Source organism: Psychrosphaera sp. F3M07, assembly GCF_018860345.1.
Taxonomy (GTDB): domain Bacteria; phylum Pseudomonadota; class Gammaproteobacteria; order Enterobacterales; family Alteromonadaceae; genus Psychrosphaera; species Psychrosphaera aquimarina.
Genome location: NZ_JAHKPJ010000021.1, coordinates 139168 through 157230 on the forward strand (window position 1 = coordinate 139168; position 18063 = coordinate 157230).

The 18063-nt window shown below is 37.6% G+C and carries 17 protein-coding genes and 7 tRNA genes; 19 read left to right on the forward strand and 5 right to left on the reverse strand.

The genetic code is table 11. The features are described from left to right. Positions 1-4: 4 nt before the first annotated feature. The 4 genes from KO505_RS11370 to pspF are packed head-to-tail and all read right to left on the reverse strand — an operon-like array spanning position 5 to position 4643. Positions 5-898 (reverse strand): ABC transporter permease subunit, encoded by an 894-nt coding sequence (locus KO505_RS11370; RefSeq protein WP_216055573.1) that lies wholly within the window; start codon positions 896-898, stop codon positions 5-7. Beyond that, a complete protein-coding gene (locus KO505_RS11375) occupies positions 885-1916 on the reverse strand; it encodes an ABC transporter permease (RefSeq protein ID WP_216055574.1) in 1032 nt (343 codons plus the stop codon). Before KO505_RS11375 ends, KO505_RS11370 begins: the two co-directional genes overlap by 14 nt. Beyond that, on the reverse strand, positions 1916-3559 hold the full coding sequence (locus tag KO505_RS11380; protein ID WP_252731775.1) for an ABC transporter substrate-binding protein: 1644 nt from the start codon (positions 3557-3559) through the stop codon (positions 1916-1918). The genes KO505_RS11375 and KO505_RS11380 overlap by 1 nt, the downstream gene beginning before the upstream one ends. After that, entirely contained in the window at positions 3549-4643 is a 1095-nt protein-coding gene (gene pspF, locus KO505_RS11385; RefSeq protein ID WP_216055575.1) for a phage shock protein operon transcriptional activator, read from the reverse strand. Before pspF ends, KO505_RS11380 begins: the two co-directional genes overlap by 11 nt. Before the next feature lie 189 nt (positions 4644-4832). On the opposite strand from pspF, the gene pspA reads away from it, so the two are divergent. The 19 genes from pspA (at position 4833) to KO505_RS11480 (ending at position 16345) form a co-directional block, all read left to right on the forward strand. Continuing rightward, positions 4833-5516: a phage shock protein PspA gene (gene pspA / locus KO505_RS11390; protein WP_216055576.1), complete on the forward strand. Its 684-nt coding sequence runs from the start codon at positions 4833-4835 to the stop codon at positions 5514-5516. 27 nt (positions 5517-5543) lie between these two features. Further along, entirely contained in the window at positions 5544-5780 is a 237-nt protein-coding gene (pspB, locus tag KO505_RS11395) for an envelope stress response membrane protein PspB (RefSeq protein ID WP_216055577.1), read from the forward strand. Between the two features lie 10 nt (positions 5781-5790). Then, positions 5791-6231, forward strand: a complete 441-nt coding sequence (pspC, locus tag KO505_RS11400) for an envelope stress response membrane protein PspC (protein WP_216055578.1) — start codon at positions 5791-5793, stop codon at positions 6229-6231. 281 nt (positions 6232-6512) lie between these two features. Continuing rightward, positions 6513-7736: a methionine gamma-lyase gene (gene megL / locus KO505_RS11405; protein ID WP_216055579.1), complete on the forward strand. Its 1224-nt coding sequence runs from the start codon at positions 6513-6515 to the stop codon at positions 7734-7736. Between the two features lie 29 nt (positions 7737-7765). Further along, positions 7766-8560, forward strand: a complete 795-nt coding sequence (phhA, locus tag KO505_RS11410) for a phenylalanine 4-monooxygenase (protein ID WP_216055580.1) — start codon at positions 7766-7768, stop codon at positions 8558-8560. Positions 8561-8718: 158 nt separating this feature from the next. Continuing rightward, positions 8719-10284 (forward strand): transcriptional regulator TyrR, encoded by a 1566-nt coding sequence (gene tyrR, locus KO505_RS11415; RefSeq protein WP_216055581.1) that lies wholly within the window; start codon positions 8719-8721, stop codon positions 10282-10284. A 3-nt stretch (positions 10285-10287) separates the two neighbouring features. After that, positions 10288-10929 (forward strand): maleylacetoacetate isomerase, encoded by a 642-nt coding sequence (gene maiA / locus KO505_RS11420; RefSeq protein WP_216055582.1) that lies wholly within the window; start codon positions 10288-10290, stop codon positions 10927-10929. 86 nt (positions 10930-11015) lie between these two features. Next, positions 11016-11663, forward strand: coding sequence for a UvrY/SirA/GacA family response regulator transcription factor (gene uvrY, locus KO505_RS11425; RefSeq protein ID WP_216055583.1), 648 nt, complete (start codon positions 11016-11018; stop codon positions 11661-11663). Positions 11664-11682: 19 nt separating this feature from the next. Then, positions 11683-13515 carry an excinuclease ABC subunit UvrC gene (gene uvrC, locus KO505_RS11430; RefSeq protein ID WP_216055584.1) on the forward strand — a complete coding sequence of 611 codons (1833 nt, stop codon included), beginning with the start codon at positions 11683-11685 and terminating at the stop codon, positions 13513-13515. A gap of 47 nt (positions 13516-13562) precedes the next feature. Beyond that, positions 13563-14156, forward strand: coding sequence for a CDP-diacylglycerol--glycerol-3-phosphate 3-phosphatidyltransferase (gene pgsA, locus KO505_RS11435; protein ID WP_216055585.1), 594 nt, complete (start codon positions 13563-13565; stop codon positions 14154-14156). Between the two features lie 135 nt (positions 14157-14291). Beyond that, positions 14292-14367, forward strand: a tRNA-Gly gene (locus KO505_RS11440). 57 nt (positions 14368-14424) lie between these two features. After that, a tRNA-Cys gene (locus KO505_RS11445) sits at positions 14425-14498 on the forward strand. A gap of 28 nt (positions 14499-14526) precedes the next feature. Further along, a tRNA-Leu gene (locus KO505_RS11450) sits at positions 14527-14612 on the forward strand. 4 nt (positions 14613-14616) lie between these two features. After that, positions 14617-14692 (forward strand) — tRNA-Gly (locus tag KO505_RS11455). A gap of 46 nt (positions 14693-14738) precedes the next feature. Continuing rightward, a tRNA-Gly gene (locus tag KO505_RS11460) sits at positions 14739-14814 on the forward strand. 56 nt (positions 14815-14870) lie between these two features. Continuing rightward, positions 14871-14956, forward strand: a tRNA-Leu gene (locus tag KO505_RS11465). Between the two features lie 57 nt (positions 14957-15013). Beyond that, a tRNA-Gly gene (locus tag KO505_RS11470) sits at positions 15014-15089 on the forward strand. A 140-nt stretch (positions 15090-15229) separates the two neighbouring features. Next, the gene (locus KO505_RS11475; protein ID WP_216055586.1) at positions 15230-15457 is read left to right on the forward strand and encodes an RNA-binding S4 domain-containing protein; all 228 of its coding nucleotides are present in this window, start codon (positions 15230-15232) and stop codon (positions 15455-15457) included. Between the two features lie 165 nt (positions 15458-15622). Continuing rightward, positions 15623-16345, forward strand: coding sequence for a YebC/PmpR family DNA-binding transcriptional regulator (locus tag KO505_RS11480; protein WP_216055587.1), 723 nt, complete (start codon positions 15623-15625; stop codon positions 16343-16345). A gap of 75 nt (positions 16346-16420) precedes the next feature. Here the strand turns inward: KO505_RS11480 and pyk are convergent, their stop codons facing one another. Beyond that, positions 16421-17848: a pyruvate kinase gene (gene pyk / locus KO505_RS11485; protein ID WP_216055992.1), complete on the reverse strand. Its 1428-nt coding sequence runs from the start codon at positions 17846-17848 to the stop codon at positions 16421-16423. Positions 17849-18063 lie beyond the last annotated feature (215 nt).

Sequence of the window (18063 nt, forward strand, 5' to 3'; positions counted from 1 at the left end):
TAACCTACTGAAGTCGTCTTTCTTTTAAAGCGTGTCTTAGCCCATCACCAACAATATTTGTTGATAGAATACATAAAAACAAAGTAATACCCGGTAACATGACAGTCCAAGGGCTTAGATAAAACACACCTAAACTATCTGCGATCATGGTGCCTAATTCTGGCTCAGGTGATTGTGCACCAATTCCAATAAAACCTAATACCACAATATCTAACACAGACGATGAAATGGCCATAGTAGAAAATATAATGATGTTTTCTATCATGTTTGGTAACAAGGCAAAGCGAAATACTTGCATATTATTGGCACCATCTAAGCGATACGCAATAACAAAGTCTTTATCAAGCATGTCCGTCACTTCAGTTCTAATATGATGAATAAATTGAGGTAACATTGCCAAAACAACTGCCCAAAATGAGTTGGCGATACCTGGGCCTAATATGGCCACGATAACGATAGCGATAAGCAATGATGGCATTGTTAACGCTATATCTAACACATGGTTTAGAAAACTTGCTTTCACACCTTTACTGAAACCAGCTAACGTACCAATTAATAAACCAAGAGAAAGAGCCAAAATAACGGCCAAAATACCAAGCCCAAATGAATAACTAATCCCAACTAAAATACGGGATAAGATATCGCGCCCTAACGCATCAGTACCAAATGGAGATTGGATAAAGCCATTAACATCCCATGAAGGTGGCACTAACAACATATCGGATTGTTGCATATAAGGTGAATAAGGCGCTAACAAAGGCCCTAAAATTGCCATTAAGAGCATAAAAGCAAATACCCAACTGGCCACCAATGCAAAGTGATTACGTTGGAAAAGTCGCCAAAGTTGTCTAAATGGACTGGAATTGTTTGGCGAAGAAAAGAACCTAAATTTTACCATGACCACGTATCCTCGCAATTGGGTCAAAGATCATATAAAGCAGATCAAATAATATAGTGGCAATAAATACCATGCCGGAAATAACCAATAGCCCACCTTGAATTGCAGGGTAATCTCGTTGATGAATAGCATCAACTAACCAAGAACCCACACCAGGCCAAGCAAAAATAACTTCCGTTACCATCGCCAGTGTAATTACAGTACCAAAGTGCATGCCTAACATTTGGATAACAGGTAACAAACCATTACGTAAACCGTGGCGACGCAATAATTGACCAGACGTGAGTCCTTTTGCTTTGGCCGCTTTAACATAACTGGTATTCATTACGTCTTTCATTGATTGACGAGTTGTTCTGATCAATACGGTGGTCGGGTAGGCCGCTAAAACAAAAGTGGGTAAGGCTAAATGGCGTAAGGCGTCAAAAAAGGCTTCTACTTTATAGTCCACATTAGAACGAATGATGTCGAATAACAAAAAGCCGCTGGAGCTAGGGATGTTATATATTAAACTTAATCGGCCAGATGTTGGGAACCAACCTAATCCAATAGAAAATACCAAAATTAATAAAAGCGCTAGCCAAAATATCGGCATAGAAAACCCAATAATTGATAAGGCTAAGATACTTTTATCTAACCAAGGGTAGGTTTCTGATGAGGCTAATATGCCTAACGGAATAGCCACGATAAAGCTATATAACAAGGCATAGATGGCAAGTTCTATTGTTGCGGGTAATACTCTAAATACTTGGCTGTAAATACTGGTGCCAGTGATAAAGGAAACGCCCCAATCTCCCTGCCAAATACGTCCTATAAAAGCAAAGTATTGAATGATGACTGAATTATTTAAATAGTATTGCTCTGCTAGTGCAGCGTAGTCTTCTTCACCAATATTGGGAATGCCACTCATATTTGATAATACGTCCGTAGGGAACAAAAAGTTGAGTGAAAATACAAAAACGGTGACACCAAAGGTAATAAAAAATAACAGTGATAATTTACGGTAAAAGTAATTTAACATTAGTTTTGTCCTTTATAGGCTTGGAAAAAACCAATGCCACCATAAGGGTTAAATTCTACATCTTCGACATAATTGCGGTGAACTTGATATCTAAGTGCGTGGGCAATTGGCACTAATGGTGAATATTCATAAATGAGTTTTTCAGCTTGTTTGTAATATTCTTTTCGTATCTCAGGATCGGGGGTAGTTAATGCATTTAAAATACTCTTGTCGTAATCATCATTACACCAAGCACTTCGATTAGAGCCTGAAAACGCGGCAGCACAACTTAATAACGGACGATAAAAGTTATCTGGGTCAGAATTATCGGCTAACCAGCCAATAAGCACTGAATCATGCTCACCTTTTGCTAGTTTTTTTCTAAATGTGCCCCAGTCATAACTCACTATGTTGGCTTTAACACCAACCTGAGCTAAGTTCTGCTGTAGTATTTCAGCCATTTTAGTGGCATTTGGGTTATATACACGTTGAACCGGCATTGCCCAAATATCCATTTCAAAGCCTTCAGCGAAACCTTCTTGGATTAATAATGCTCTGGCTTTTTCTAAAGACATTTCTACATCGGTGTTTTCTTCTGAATAAGCCCAACTAGAAGGGGGAACTAATGTCGAAGCTGGTTCTGCATGATTAAAATAAACTGCGTCGATAATTGCTTGTCGGTCAACCACATAAGACAAGGCTTTTCTTACATTGGCGTTATCAAAAGGTGGAACATTAGTATTAAACGCCCAATAACTGACATTCATCGAAACACTTTCGACAATGTCGATATCTTTTTTCTGTTTTAAGAACTCAACATCTGCCGAACTTGGGTAACCAAGTACATCACATTCTTTGGTTAATAATTTTGCAACACGATTTGAGTTATTAGGCGTAATGTCATAGATAACTTGTTCAAGTTTAGGTTGACCATCCCAATAATTTTTATGGGCGTTGTACCTAATGTAATGATCTCGTTTATATTCATTAAACTTAAATGGCCCTGTGCCAATTGGAAGTTGATCTATTAATTCTTTTTGGTCTGTTGTAATCAACTGTTCAGCATATTCTGCTGACAATATTACAGCAAAATCTGTCGCCATATTGGCAAGGAAAGACGCTTGCGGTTCAGATAATCTAAATTCAATGGTTAAATCATCAACCACAATTATTTGTTCAATTAAGGTATCGAAACCCATTCCATTAAAAAATGGGTAAAGGCCGCCTCCCACCATATTATATTCATGATCCAAGTGAAGAATACGAGAAAAGGTAAATAATATGTCTTCGCTGGTTAACGGTCGGGTAGGTGTAAAATACTTAGTTGAATGGAATTCGACGTCTTTACGTAAGTAAAAACGATATCGCATGGCATCTTTTGACACGATTACTTTTCTGGCTAAGTCAGAGACCACTAAACCGGTTTCTGGGTTTATCTTTACCAAGCGATTATAAAGTTGCTGAGATACCGCATCTATTGTTGTTCCGGAGGTAACCAATTGAGGGTTAAATGTCTCAGGTGAACCTTCGCTGCAATATAATAACGTTTTATGCGCTAGTACAGCTTGATTGTTTTTACCACAAGCCACCACAGATAAACACAATAGTGCCGTAATTCCTAAACGGAAAATCAAGGTCACTTTTATTAATGGATTATTCTTCAACACTTTTATCCAACAAATTGTATTTTTTCAAATATCCTCGTAATTGATGGTAGGTCACACCAAGCTGGTCTGCCGTTTTTTTCTGATTAAATTGGCTATTTGCTAATGCACTTTGTATCAGATCTATTTCAAATTCTTGAGTGGTTTGTTTAAAGTCTAATGGGAAACTAAACTGATTAGCTTCCGGCTTAGCACTGATAATTGGACTGTCGGAAGAAGTCGGCTCTCTAGATTCATAATTAACAGGGGCCTGACTTGGGGCAACTTGCCTATCTTGAGTTTTTATACGACCTTTCGGACGGTAAGGACTCGTAAATGGGTCTAATACGATTTCATGAACTGGTACATGTGGATTGGCAGAGCGATATACACTTCGTTCAACAACATTTTTGAGCTCGCGGACATTGCCTGGCCAATCATAATTAAATAGAAGTTCTTTAGCTTTTCTAGAGAAACCACTAAATAACTCCCACTCCAATTCTTTTGCCATAGAAACGGCAAAATGCTCGGCAAGTATAAGGATGTCGTCTTGTCTTTCTCTTAATGGAGGTAAAGTTATTACGTCAAATGCTAAACGGTCTAACAAGTCCGATCTAAACTCACCCGATTCGGCTAACGCCGGTAAATCTTCATTTGTTGCACAGACTAGGCGGGTATTAATTTTAACGGTTTTAGTACCACCAACTCGTTCAAACTCACCATATTCGATAACTCGTAATAGCTTCTCTTGAACCAGTCCGGATGTATTGGCTAATTCATCTAAAAATAAAGTGCCGCCATTGGCTCGCTCAAAACGACCTTCATGTCGTTTACCCGCACCGGTAAAGGAACCGGACTCGTGACCAAATAATTCACTTTCTAATAAATTCTCGTTTAGCGCCGCACAGTTTAAGGTAACATAATTTTGTTCCCAACGTTGCGATAGGTAATGTAATCGAGCTGCAATAAGCTCTTTACCTGTTCCACGTTCACCAATGATAAGAACTGGTTTATTTAGTGGTGCTAAAAGTGATACTTTCTCCAAAACTTCCAAGAAAGAGTTGGCTTGACCTATTAGGTTATCTTTATTTCCGAATTGTCTCATAGTGCAACTGTTGGTTAAATTGACTAATTAGTAGTGTATTTTAAATGGCGAGCAAAGCAAAGGAATCATTTTATTTATTTATTATTTAATTAAAACAATAGGTTACGATTAAGTTAATTTGTGGCAAGATAACTGAATAAGGTTACCACAACTTGATAACAAGTGAATTCAAACTAAGAGGTAATAATTATGGGTATATTTTCACGTTTTGCAGACATCGTTAATGCGAATATCAATTCTTTATTAGATAAAGCAGAAGATCCTGAAAAAATGGTTCGCCTGATTATTCAGGAGATGGAAGATACGTTAGTAGAAGTTCGTTCTTCTTCAGCTAGAACGCTTGCAGATAAAAAAGATATCGTTAGACGAATCGAACGTTTACAAGCAGAAGCTGCTGATTGGCAAAGTAAAGCTGAGTTAGCTTTATCTAAAGACCGAGAGGACTTAGCCCGTCAAGCACTATCAGAAAAGCAGAAGAGCGAAGAGAATGTTGAACAGCTAGTTAAAGACTTAACCTTATTAGAAGAGCAAGTAGCTAGATTGCAAGATGAGATTGGACAGCTTCAAACCAAACTTGAAGACGCTAAAACACGTCAAAAAACAATTTTGATGCGTGGTAAAACAGCGAGCTCTCGTATAAATGTTAAATCAAAATTAGCCAGTGGCAAAATTAACGACGCACTTAGCCGTTTTGAACAATACGAACGTAAAATTGATAATTTAGAAGCGGAAGTTGAGTCATACGACTTAGGAAATAAGTCACTTTCTGATGAGTTTGCTGAATTAGAAACGTCGGAAAAGGTTGATTCTGAACTTGAAGCGTTAAAAGCTAAACTAAACGCGAATAAAGCGAAAGCAACTAAAAAGAAATAATTCAATAAATTTTAGAGGGGATATGTAATGGAAGGCATTGCAGGTATTTTGATTGTACCAATGATAATATTTCTAATATTTGTTGCTCCAGTCTGGTTAATTATGCATTACAGAAGTAAAAGGCAGGTTAGCCAGGGACTATCAGAATCAGAAATTGCAGACCTAAACAGTTTAGCCCATAAAGCGGAACTGCTAGGAGAGAGAGTAAAAACTCTTGAATCTATTTTGGACGCTGAGGCGCCGGAATGGCGCACTAAAGCGTAAGGTGGATATCATGACAAAACCAGAAAAAAAGCAGTTAAATCGGATACCTGAACAAGGAAAAATAGCGGGCGTATGTGCAGGTGTTGCTGAATACACAGGTACTGAACCATGGTTAGTTCGAATTATTTGGTTTAGTGGTTTGGTTTTATCTGGCGGCTTTTTCTTAGTGGCTTACATTGCTGGTTGGTTTATCTTAGATAAAAAGCCAAGTAGCACTTTTGAAAAAGTGAAAGGCGGATTAAAAGAACATTGGAATCGTTTTAACGCAGAGCAAGATATCGATAGAACGGTAGAAGTTAAAACAAAAGTTTGGCAAGCCGGTGAGCCGCCACGTCAAGCATATAGAGATATTGCTCGTCAATTTGACACAATTGAAAATAGAGTAAGAAATATGGAAGGTTACGTTACGTCAAATGAATATACGTTAACGCGAGAAATCAATAAGCTATAACTTAACCAAACTATAAAAAAAATGACCTTCAGGGTCATTTTTTTATGTCTGAAATTCCCCATTCAAAATGCCGCTTAAATTATAAACAACTTTGTTAATGAATAAGCGTTTGCTAGTTCCTTTGTATAGAAAAATTGACAGCTCTAATAAACTTATTAGCGGTTTTAGATTATTAACTCTAGAGAAAATTATGCAAAGTGCGCTCTAATTGAGATATAGCAAAAAGTTAACGGTCTGAAATTTAATATCTGTCCATTAACTTTGTAAATATTGAGTGTTAAATGAGCATTGTAAAAAATAATAATAAATCGCTAAACCAAGAGACCTTATGTATTCACGCTGGTAAAACCAAAGGTGACCATAAAGGGGCATTAACGACTCCTTTATATCAAACATCCACTTTTGTATTTGATAGTGCGGAACAAGGAGCCGCAAGATTTGCAGGTGAAGAAGAAGGGTATATCTATACCCGTTTAGGCAATCCAACCACTCGTGAACTTGAGTTGAAAATGGCCGCTTTAGAAAAAATGGAAGATGCTGCGGCGACAGCGACTGGAATGGCTGCTGTTTCTGGTGCCGTGTTAAGTTTTGTAGAAGCGGGTGATCATGTCATAGTTTCTAAGGCCATATATGGCTGTTCATTTGCATTGTTTAATCATCAATTTAAAAAGTTTGGTATTGACGTCACGTTTGTTGATATGACGGATGAAAGTCAATTATCAGCGGCATTAAAACCTAATACAAAACTGCTGTTCGCAGAAACGCCAATCAATCCAAACCTAGTGGTATTAGACTTACAAATGATAGGTGATTTTTGTCAAAAACACGGTGTGTTATCTGTTGTAGATAATACGTTCATGTCTCCAATTTTGCAGACTCCAGTGGATTTTGGTATCGATATCATTATTCATAGTGCGACTAAGTACCTCAATGGTCATGGCGATGTGGTTGCGGGCATTATAGTGTCGTCTAAAGAAAATATTGGCATCATTAAATCAACTATTCTTAAAGACATTGGCGGCACCATAAGCCCGCATGATGCTTGGTTAATTTTAAGAGGCCTGAAAACTTTATCGGTCAGAATGGAGCGTCACTGTAAAAGCGCTCAAACCGTCGCTGAATACTTAAATCAACACCCTATGGTGAAAGACGTTTTTTATCCTGGCCTACAAGAACATCAAGGGCATAAATACTTATCCTCGCAAATGCGTGGTGCTGGCGGCGTAATCGGTTTTGAAATAAATGGTGATCTTGATGCAGGAAGAAAGTTTATTAATTCAACCAACTTATTTTCTTTAGCCGTAAGCCTTGGTGATGCAGAGTCATTAATACAACATCCTGCTTCAATGACTCACTCACCTTATACACAAGAAGAGCGGTTAGCCGCAGGTATCGGTGATGGATTAATTAGAGTCTCTATTGGTCTAGAACATACAGACGACATTATTGCAGATTTAGAACACGCTTTTGCAACAATAGAAAACTTGAACACTAAAAATAACTAAATAACTGTTAATACAGCTTAGGCATTAAAATGAGCAAAACATCTACTTATATATCAAAACAATCCGATGAACATGGCAACATCCATTGGAGTGATGACGAAAATAAAATTTGGCATGAGCTAATAACACGTCAATTGGAATGTATTAAAGGTAAAGCCTGTGATGAGTTTTTTGACGGTTTAGATAAACTAAATTTGCCTCTAGATCGCATTCCTCAATTGCATGAAGTAAGCAAAGTATTATTAGAGACAACCGGTTGGCAGTGTGCTGAAGTACCGGCGTTGATCAATTTTGAATCCTTCTTCAAATTGTTATCGGAGAAAAAATTTCCGGTAGCAACGTTTATAAGAACAAGAGAACATTTTGATTATTTACAAGAACCAGACATTTTTCATGAAATATTTGGGCATTGTGCCATGTTAACTAATCCCGCGTTCTCTGAATTCACGCATAAGTATGGCCAATTAGGTTTGGCGGCAACAAAAGAAGAACGTGTGTATTTAGCTCGTTTATATTGGTTTACCGTTGAGTTCGGTTTAATTAAAAAAGGTAACCAATTGCGGATCTACGGTGGCGGTATTTTGTCATCACCGGGTGAAACGGAATATGCAATATCTTCTGAAGTTCCAATGAGAAATCGATTAAATTTAATGGATGTGTTTAGAACACCATATCGTATCGATATTATGCAGCCTTTGTATTATACAATTGAAAATGTCCTTGATCTGATTGAGCTGTCAAAGGAAGATTTAATGTCTTACGTTAGAGAAGCCATGGAACTTGGTTTGTTTCCACCTACCTTCCCACCAAAAAGCGCAGCATAAACTCAAATCTAACTTTAATAATGTCAGCAAAGTAATATTAATTATTATGTTGGCATTATTTGTTTACAAATCTTGATTTTAACGCTGCCAATTCCGTTAATTTAGGTTTACAATCCATCGCGTTTAAATTTGAATTTCAATTAAGGCATTGAATATATATGCGTTTACAAATTGCTTGTGAAGACCGTATGGGTCTAGCCAAAGAAGTATTAAATAATTTGGTTGAATACGATATTGATTTAAAAGGAATTGAGTTTGATAAACACTCTCGCTGTTTATATGTTGCCTTTCCTCAAATTGAATTTGAATCCTTTCAACGAGTTATGGCCGCAATCAGACGAATTGATGGCGTTACAGACGTTAAAACTACAAACTTTTTACCTTATGAACGTGAACATAATGAACTCGTTACCTTATTAAGAATATTGCCTGATGGTGTGATCTCAATTGATAACCGAGGCAACATTTTAACCGCTAACCAAGCGTCGTTAGTTGACTTAGGCCGCAGTGAAGAAGAGATCATAGGTCAACCTTTACAAAGTCTTTTAAAAGGTTTTAATTTTGTTAAATGGTTAGAAGGTAAAGAAGTATTAAGTCAAACGTTAAAACTAACCGGTAATAACGAAGAATTTGTAACTGACTTATTACCTATTAACGTAACTGATGAAGAAGGTGTGGTGCAGCTAGTCGGGGCGGTAGTAAATTTAAAATCTCATACTCGTTTAGGTCAGCAGATCAATGCCTTTAGAGATGATAATAACGAATCCTTTGTTAACATTTTAGCCAACAGCACCAGTATGCGCAGAGTCATTCGTGAAGCTAAAAAGATGTCGCAATTGGATGCACCAATACTAATTCAAGGTGAAACGGGCACAGGTAAAGAACTTATCGCCAGAGCTTGTCATGACGCAAGTGATCGTTCAGAACATCCTTTTCTTGCATTAAGTTGTGCTTCATTACCTGATAATGTTGCCGAAAGTGAATTATTTGGTTACGGACCTAATGCTTATCCAGGCGCGGATGAAGTCGGTAAACGAGGTATTTTTGAACAAGCCGCTGGTGGTACGGTATTTTTAGATGAAGTTGGCGAAATGTCATCTGAATTACAAACTAAACTGATCCGATTTTTACAAAATGGTACCTTCCGCCGTGTTGCAGACGAAAATGAAGTACATGTAAATGTAAGAGTAATTTGCGCTACCCAAAAAGACTTAGCCAATATGGTTCAAGAAGGGTTATTTAGAGAAGACCTATATTATCGTTTAAATGTATTAAGCATTTTAATTCCACCTTTACGTGACCGTAAACAAGATATCTTGCCGTTAGCACAACATTTTGTTCAACGTTTTTCAAATGAGTTAGGTAAAGCTGCGCCAACCATTTCTAAAAGCTGCTGTGACTATTTACAAAACTATCCATGGCCAGGTAATACACGTCAAATTGAAAATGCGATTTACCGAGCTATTAGTTTATTGGATGCTGATATTGTTGAAAAAGAAACCTTAGAATTGCCAACTTACACTAATGAATTTGGCTATTTAGAAAAAGAATTTGAAGGGACATTAGATCAAGCCGTTAAACGCTTCGAAGCGGGGCTGTTAAGAAAGTTATATCCTGCTTACCCAAGTTCTAGATTGTTAGCTAAAAAGCTAGGTTTAAGTCATACCGCAATCGCTAATAAACTGCGCGAATATGGCATAAATAAAAAGAGTATTAAGGTATAAATTATGAAGTTGTTTGGTTATTGGCGTTCATCCGCTGCTTATCGTGTAAGAATAGCGCTTAATTTAAAACAATTAAGCTGTGAACATGAATCCGTCCATTTAGTTAAAAATGGTGGAGAGCAACACAGTGCTGAATATCAATCTTTAAACCCAAATGAACTCGTTCCTACCTTAGTAGATGATGACTTTTCATTAAATCAATCCATGGCAATTTTGGAGTATTTGGAACAAAAGTATCCACAATTACCTTTATTGCCTGAGTCATTAGAAGCACAAATGACCTGTCGGGCAATTGCGTTAGATATTGCTTGTGATATTCACCCTTTGAACAACTTAAGGGTATTACAGTATTTAACGTCTGAATTGCAACATAATGATCAGGAAAAAAATGACTGGATCATTCATTGGTTACAAGTTGGCTTTACTAATTTAGAAAAAACATTAAACAAAACGGCTGGTGTATTTTGTTTTGGTGACAAGGTTTCTTGGGCAGATATTTGTTTGGTACCACAAGTCTATAATGCAGAGCGCTTTAAATTAGATATGTCGCCATACCCGAAAATAGCCAACATAGTGAAACACTGTCGTTCATTACCTGAATTCATAAAAGCAGCACCAGAAAATCAACATGATGCCGTTATATAATCAAGATATAACAGTGGCAATAAGCAATTTGTCACGGTACATTATTGTGTTACTTTCTTTTGATAACTAGGTTTGGAGTATCTTAATTGATCAACGTTTTATTAGTAGATGACCATGAATTAGTCAGAACTGGCATTAAACGCATTGTCGATGATGTACGTGGCTTAAAAGTAGTTGGTGAATGTTCCACAGGAGAAAGTGCTTTTCAATTTTGTCGAGCAAATGAGCCAGACGTGGTTTTAATGGATATGAACATGCCTGGGATTGGTGGACTTGAAGCCACTAAAAAGATTCTACGTTATTGTCCTGATATAAAAATTATTATATTAACTGTACATACCGAAGACCCATTCCCGTCTAAAGTCATGCAACTTGGTGCACACGGTTTTTTAACAAAAATGACAGGCCCTGATGAAATGATCAGTGCGATTAAAGCTGTTAATGTTGGTCAGCGTTTTATAGCGCCAGATATTGCACAGCAAATAGCTTTGAACCAATTTAATGGTGTAAAAGATGATAAACCTTTTGATTCATTATCAGAACGTGAATTGCAAATCATGTTAATGATCACCAAAGGTGAAAAAGTACAAAATATTGCTGAACAACTTAGTCTAAGCTCTAAAACCATTAATAGTTACCGTTACCGCATGTTTGAAAAATTAAATATATGCAATGATGTTGAACTAACTCACATGGCGATTCGATACGGCATGTTAGATATGGATAAGCTATAAATTATCCAAAACGGTTAAAATGAAAACTACCTCGTTCGACTCCCAATCTTTTTTAAAAACGGTTACCTCTAAACCCGGTGTGTATCGAATGTACGACGACACCAATACGGTTATTTATGTAGGTAAAGCGAAAAATTTAAAAAATAGACTATCAAGTTACTTTAGAAAAGAAGTGAATAGCGCTAAAACTAAGGCGCTAGTTGCACAAATTGTATCGGTAGAAATTATTGTTACCGGTTCAGAAACTGAAGCACTAATCCTTGAAAATAATTTAATTAAAGAATACCAACCTAAATACAACATACTGTTACGAGACGATAAATCTTACCCGTATATCTTAGTGACGGAGCATAAACATCCCAGAGTAACTATGCACCGTGGGCCTAAGAGGCATAAAGGTGAATACTTTGGTCCATTTCCAAGTGCAGGAGCCGTGTGGGAAAGTTTACGCATTATGCAAAAAGTCTTTCCGGTCCGTCAGTGTGAAGATACATTTTATAAAGCCCGCTCTAGGCCTTGTTTACAGCATCAATTAAAACGATGTTCAGCCCCATGTATCAAAGGGTACGTAACGGATGACAATTACAATGAACAGGTTAACTTAGTAAAACAGTTTTTAACGGGTAAAAGCCAAGACGTTATTGCACAGATTATTACTAAAATGGAAAAAGCCAGCGAACAATTAATGTTTGAAGAAGCCGCTTTTTATCGAGATCAAATCTCAACGTTGCAAAAAGTGACCGAACAACAAAATGTTAGTGGGGCAATTGAAGAGATAGATGTTTTAGCATTCTCTAGTAACAAAGGGTTAGCCTCAGTTCATGTATTGTATATCCGCGATCAGAAAGTATTAGGCAGTAAAAACTATTCACCTAAAGTGCCGACCAATTCTGAACCGAGTGAGATCATAACGTCATTTATTATGCAGTTTTATTTAAATGGTGTTGGTGGGCAGAATATACCTAAAACCATAGTAGTACCGGAATTAACTGAAAATTTACCTGAGTTAGAGCAAGCTATAGAGTTAGAACGAGGCAATAAAGTTAAGTTAATTACCGCTCAACGTGGTGAAAAGTACAAATATTATCAATTAGCACAAAAAAATGCAGATATAGACTTAGCCACTAAATTGGCAGATGGCAGAGCCATGAGTTCAAAATACAAAGAATTGTCGGAGTTTTTAAAACTACCTAAAATCGAACGTATGGAATGTTTTGATATCAGTCATACGTTTGGTGAATACCCAATCGCATCTTGTGTTGTCTTTGGTCCAGAAGGGCCGGTTAAATCAGAGTACAGACGTTATAACGTCAAAGGCGTTAAAGGTGGTGACGATTATGGAGCTATGGCATTTGCACTAGAAAAACGATACTCCAAAGTCACCGACGTAAATAAAGTCCCCGATATTTTATTTATTGATGGTGGTAAAGGGCAATTAAATAAAGCGGAAAGCTTTTTTGCTGATTGGCCGCTAGAAAAAGCACCTGTTATTGTAGGTATTGCCAAAGGGGAGGGCAGAAAACCCGGATTAGAAACTTTATTTATGAATGGTGGCGACGTAGAAGTACATATGCCGAAAGCATCGCCGGCATTACATTTAATTCAGTTTATTCGTGATGAATCACATCGATTTGCCATCACGGGACACAGAGCGAAACGTGGAAAAGCTAAAACAACATCAATATTGCAAGATGTGCCCGGTATTGGTGCTAAACGACGTCAAATGTTGTTAAAAAACTTCGGCGGATTACAAGGTCTAAAATCTGCTACTGCTGAACAAATTTCTAAGGTACCAGGAATTAGTAAACAATTAGCGTTAGAGATACATGCTTTCTTGCATGATAAAGATTAAATAGGCATCATTCATTTGCGTTCATAATTATAAGTAGTTTTTAATTTATGTGGAATATTCCAAACATACTCACCTCTTTTCGTATTTTTTTAATCCCAGTAATGGTTTATTTCTATTATTTACCAGTGGAGATCTATCCGTGGAAGTACTTTGTGACTTTTGCTGTTTTTTGGGTGGCTTCGATTACCGATGCACTCGACGGGTATTTAGCACGTAAGTTAGACCAATCTACACCGTTTGGGGCATTCTTTGACCCCGTTGCAGATAAAGTAATGGTTGCTGTGGCCTTTATTGTTGTTGTGGATGATTATTCCAATCCCTGGGTAACTATCCCTGCCATTATCATAGTTGGTCGTGAATTAGCCATTTCTGCACTTAGAGAATGGATGGCTGAAATGGGGAATAGGGCCGACGTGGCCGTTAGTACGGTAGGTAAATATAAAACCGCGGTACAAATGTTAGCCTTGATGGGTTTGTTGTGGCGTCCAAATGAATATTGGGTATTTGAAGGCTGGTTATTAGGTCCATTATTGGATATTGCCACTTATGTATTTTTATATTCAGCTACGGCATTAACTATTTGGTCATTATTAATATATTTTAAAGCGGCATGGCCATATATTTCTGGTAAAAAAGATTGATTTTTAACCGTGTGAGCTAAAAAATCATCAAACAGTATGAAAATTTCATTTTTATTTAAATTTGATGTTGACTCCCAAAGGTAGAAAGGTAGAATGCCCCCCGTTGTCACAGAGACAACGACGAAATCAAATTTTGCGAGTATAGCTCAGCTGGTAGAGCGATACCTTGCCAAGGTATAGGTCACGAGTTCGAGCCTCGTTACTCGCTCCAAAATTTTGATTGTTTTATATTAACGTTCTTGGCTGTTTTTATAAGACATCAATATAGGGCGGGTTGGCAGAGTGGCTATGCAGCGGATTGCAAATCCGTGGACCTCGGTTCGACTCCGGGACCCGCCTCCATATGATTTCTGAAGTACAAAAAGTGTTTGCCCGGGTGGTGGAATCGGTAGACACAAGGGATTTAAAATCCCTCGCTCATAGAGCGTGACGGTTCAAGTCCGTCCCCGGGCACCAATTTGCGAGTATAGCTCAGCTGGTAGAGCGATACCTTGCCAAGGTATAGGTCACGAGTTCGAGCCTCGTTACTCGCTCCAAATTTTATTTGGGTTTTGGTGAACACACTTGATACAACTTGTTATTGCGAGTATAGCTCAGCTGGTAGAGCGATACCTTGCCAAGGTATAGGTCACGAGTTCGAGCCTCGTTACTCGCTCCAAACATTGTTTGGCAAAGTTGGTTTACGATACCAACTATAAAAAAAACTTCCTGTTAGCCCGGGTGGTGGAATCGGTAGACACAAGGGATTTAAAATCCCTCGCTCACAGAGCGTGACGGTTCAAGTCCGTCCCCGGGCACCATCTCTTTTGGTGGGAAAATTTAATAACAACATACCAGTAGTTATTAATATATGTGATGCGAGTATAGCTCAGCTGGTAGAGCGATACCTTGCCAAGGTATAGGTCACGAGTTCGAGCCTCGTTACTCGCTCCAAACTTCTTCTATTAATAAATACACTCCTCTTATTTCATAATAAATCAAAAACAAAAAACGGTTATCTGTATAATCAAACTTTATATTGATTTAAAATAAATCAGCGTTATTCAATAACTTTACTTTTTCATGGAATCCTAATGAGCCAAATAAACTTAGTTGAGATCACAACTGAATACATCGAATTAAATAAATTTCTTAAATTTGAAAATTTAGTTGAAAGTGGTGGTCACGCCAAACTTGTCATCGCTGATGGTCAAGTTCGTGTTAATGGCAAAGTGGCGATGCAAACCCGCAAAAAAGTAAGAGACGGTGATGTAGTTACACTTGCTGGTGAGCAATATAAAATCGTTGTTGTACAAGAATAGAACAATTACTGATTAAATCAGTTGTGTTTACAAAATAATGACACAATTAGATTTAAATTTTTGTCAAAATAGATTAATTTAACCGCCTATTATTTAAGAGAATGTCAGTAACCTTGTGGGTTTTCACTGACGTTTTTAGGTTAGTACATTAAAGAAGAGATTGAGATGGGCAGAGCATATCAAAACCGTAAAGACTCCATGGCTAAAACAGCCAACGCTAAAACTAAAGTGTATTCTAAATACGGTAAAGAAATTTACGTAGTTGCTAAAAACGGTGGAAGTGATCCTGACGGTAACTTAGCATTACGTAGTTTGATGGATCGTGCTAAAAAAGATCAAGTACCTGCTCATGTTATTAAAAACGCTTTAGACAAAGCCGCTGGCGGTGGCGGTGAAGATTATTCTCCGGCTCGTTATGAAGGTTTTGGTCCCGGTAGTTGTATGGTTATTGTTGATTGCCTAACCGACAACAACAACCGTACCATTATGGAAGTGCGTAACTGTTTTACTAAAACCAACTCTAAAATTGGTGCACAAGGTTCTGCGGCACACATGTTTGATCATTTAGCTGTATTTGTTTTTGACGGTGATGATGATGAAGCGGTGTTAGAAGCGTTAATGATGGCTGACGTTGATGTAACGGATGTTGAAGTAGAAGATGGCAAGATTACGGTTTACGCGCCTCATACTGAATTCTACAACGTTAAAACAGCATTGCAGGCTGAGTATGAAAATATCGAGTTTGATGTTGAAGATATCTCTTGGGTACCGACCACAATGACAACAATAACGGGCGACGATGTTGCAATGTTTGAGAAGTTTATTGATATGCTAAATGATTGTGAAGACGTACAAGAAGTTTATCATAACGCTGAGTTTGAAGATTAATACTCAGTTAGAAAAAAACATAAAAAAAGCCGATGTTATTCACATCGGCTTTTTTGATGATACTGAGTTAAGTTATTAAACAGTTAAGATCTTAACTGTATTGGTTGCCCCAACAGTTTCCATCGTATCGCCATGTGTAACGATAACTAAATCACCTTTATTCAAACGACCTAATTCAACTAACGTGTTTAAAGCTTCTCTAGAGTCGTCAGTGGTTAATGTGCTGTCAAAAAACACTGGATAAACACCACGATACATAGCACTAACGTTTAGGGTTTTTTCATGGCGTGATAATGCAAATATTGGTAACGAAGAACTGATACGTGATAACAACTTAGCTGTGCCACCTGACTCAGTTAACGTCACAATCGCTTTTACCCCTTGCATATGATTAGCTGCGTACATAGCAGACATCGCAATTGCTTCCGATACATTATCAAACACTTTTTCCATTCTGTGTTTTGATACTTGGGCAGTAGGGTGTTTTTCAGCACCACGACATACGTTTGCCATTGCTTGAACCGTTTCGATCGGGAAATCACCTGCGGCTGTTTCAGCCGATAACATTACTGCATCGGTACCATCTAATACGGCATTTGAAACATCCATAACTTCTGCACGAGTTGGCATTGGACTTGTTATCATCGATTCCATCATTTGAGTTGCAGTAATAACGGCTTTATTAAGCTGGCGAGAACGTGCAATCAATTTCTTTTGTACACCGACTAACTCAGCATCACCAATTTCAACCCCTAAATCACCACGAGCAACCATGATCACATCAGATGCTTGAACAATATCGTCAATAGCGGCATCAGTTGCAACGGTTTCAGCACGTTCAACCTTGGCAACAATAAGAGGCTTAAAACCAGCTTCATGAGCCAACGAACGAGCGTAATCTAAATCTGCACCTGAACGCGGGAAAGAAACAGCAAGGAATTCAACGTCTATTTTTGCAGCCGTTAATATATCGGCTTTATCTTTATCAGTAAGTGCTGGTGCTGTTAAGCCACCGCCTTTACGATTGATACCTTTGTTATTTGATAAAGGACCTGCAACTGTTACTTCCGTAAATACCTTTGAAACAGATACAGACAAAACTAATAATTGTACACGACCATCATCTAATAAAAGTACATCGCCTTCGTTAACGTCATTTGGTAATTCTTTATAATCGATTCCAACTTGATGTTGATCACCTTCATCACGACCTAACTCAGCGTCTAGAATGAATTTGTCACCAACAGATAAATGGATTTTAGTGTCTTTAAAACGTGCAACACGAATTTTAGGACCTTGTAAATCGCCTAAAATAGCAACATACGTATTTAATTTCTTAGCGGTTTCACGAACTCGAGTCGCGCGGTCTATATGATCTTGTGCAGAGCCATGAGAGAAGTTCATGCGAACGACATTAACGCCGCTTTTTATAATTTGCTCTAAAACGTCATCTTTGTCCGTTGCTGGACCTAAGGTGGATACTATTTTTGTTCTTCTCAATATGTTCGACATGACGACTATAAACTCCGTTTGGGTTTTACACTTTGTAATTTAATTACATTTTGAGACAATTTAATAAAATTACAAGGACTAATTGTATTAAATTGGTTAATTCTTAACGTGATAACGCAAAAAAGCAGCTCTCGCTGCTTTTTTTATTACATATGGTTTTGTTTAACTTTCATTTTATCGACCTTGCGATAATCCAAAAGAATAAA

Excerpts from the sequence above, each read along its gene's own strand:
- KO505_RS11370 (WP_216055573.1), bottom strand. The coding sequence starts at position 898 with ATGGTAAAATTTAGGTTCTTTTCTTCGCCAAACAATTCCAGTCCATTT.
- KO505_RS11375 (WP_216055574.1), bottom strand. The coding sequence starts at position 1,916 with ATGTTAAATTACTTTTACCGTAAATTATCACTGTTATTTTTTATTACC.
- pspF (WP_216055575.1), bottom strand. The coding sequence starts at position 4,643 with ATGAGACAATTCGGAAATAAAGATAACCTAATAGGTCAAGCCAACTCT.
- pspA (WP_216055576.1), top strand. The coding sequence starts at position 4,833 with ATGGGTATATTTTCACGTTTTGCAGACATCGTTAATGCGAATATCAAT.
- pspB (WP_216055577.1), top strand. The coding sequence starts at position 5,544 with ATGGAAGGCATTGCAGGTATTTTGATTGTACCAATGATAATATTTCTA.
- pspC (WP_216055578.1), top strand. The coding sequence starts at position 5,791 with ATGACAAAACCAGAAAAAAAGCAGTTAAATCGGATACCTGAACAAGGA.
- megL (WP_216055579.1), top strand. The coding sequence starts at position 6,513 with ATGAGCATTGTAAAAAATAATAATAAATCGCTAAACCAAGAGACCTTA.
- phhA (WP_216055580.1), top strand. The coding sequence starts at position 7,766 with ATGAGCAAAACATCTACTTATATATCAAAACAATCCGATGAACATGGC.
- tyrR (WP_216055581.1), top strand. The coding sequence starts at position 8,719 with ATGCGTTTACAAATTGCTTGTGAAGACCGTATGGGTCTAGCCAAAGAA.
- maiA (WP_216055582.1), top strand. The coding sequence starts at position 10,288 with ATGAAGTTGTTTGGTTATTGGCGTTCATCCGCTGCTTATCGTGTAAGA.
- uvrC (WP_216055584.1), top strand. The coding sequence starts at position 11,683 with ATGAAAACTACCTCGTTCGACTCCCAATCTTTTTTAAAAACGGTTACC.
- pgsA (WP_216055585.1), top strand. The coding sequence starts at position 13,563 with ATGTGGAATATTCCAAACATACTCACCTCTTTTCGTATTTTTTTAATC.
- KO505_RS11475 (WP_216055586.1), top strand. The coding sequence starts at position 15,230 with ATGAGCCAAATAAACTTAGTTGAGATCACAACTGAATACATCGAATTA.
- KO505_RS11480 (WP_216055587.1), top strand. The coding sequence starts at position 15,623 with ATGGGCAGAGCATATCAAAACCGTAAAGACTCCATGGCTAAAACAGCC.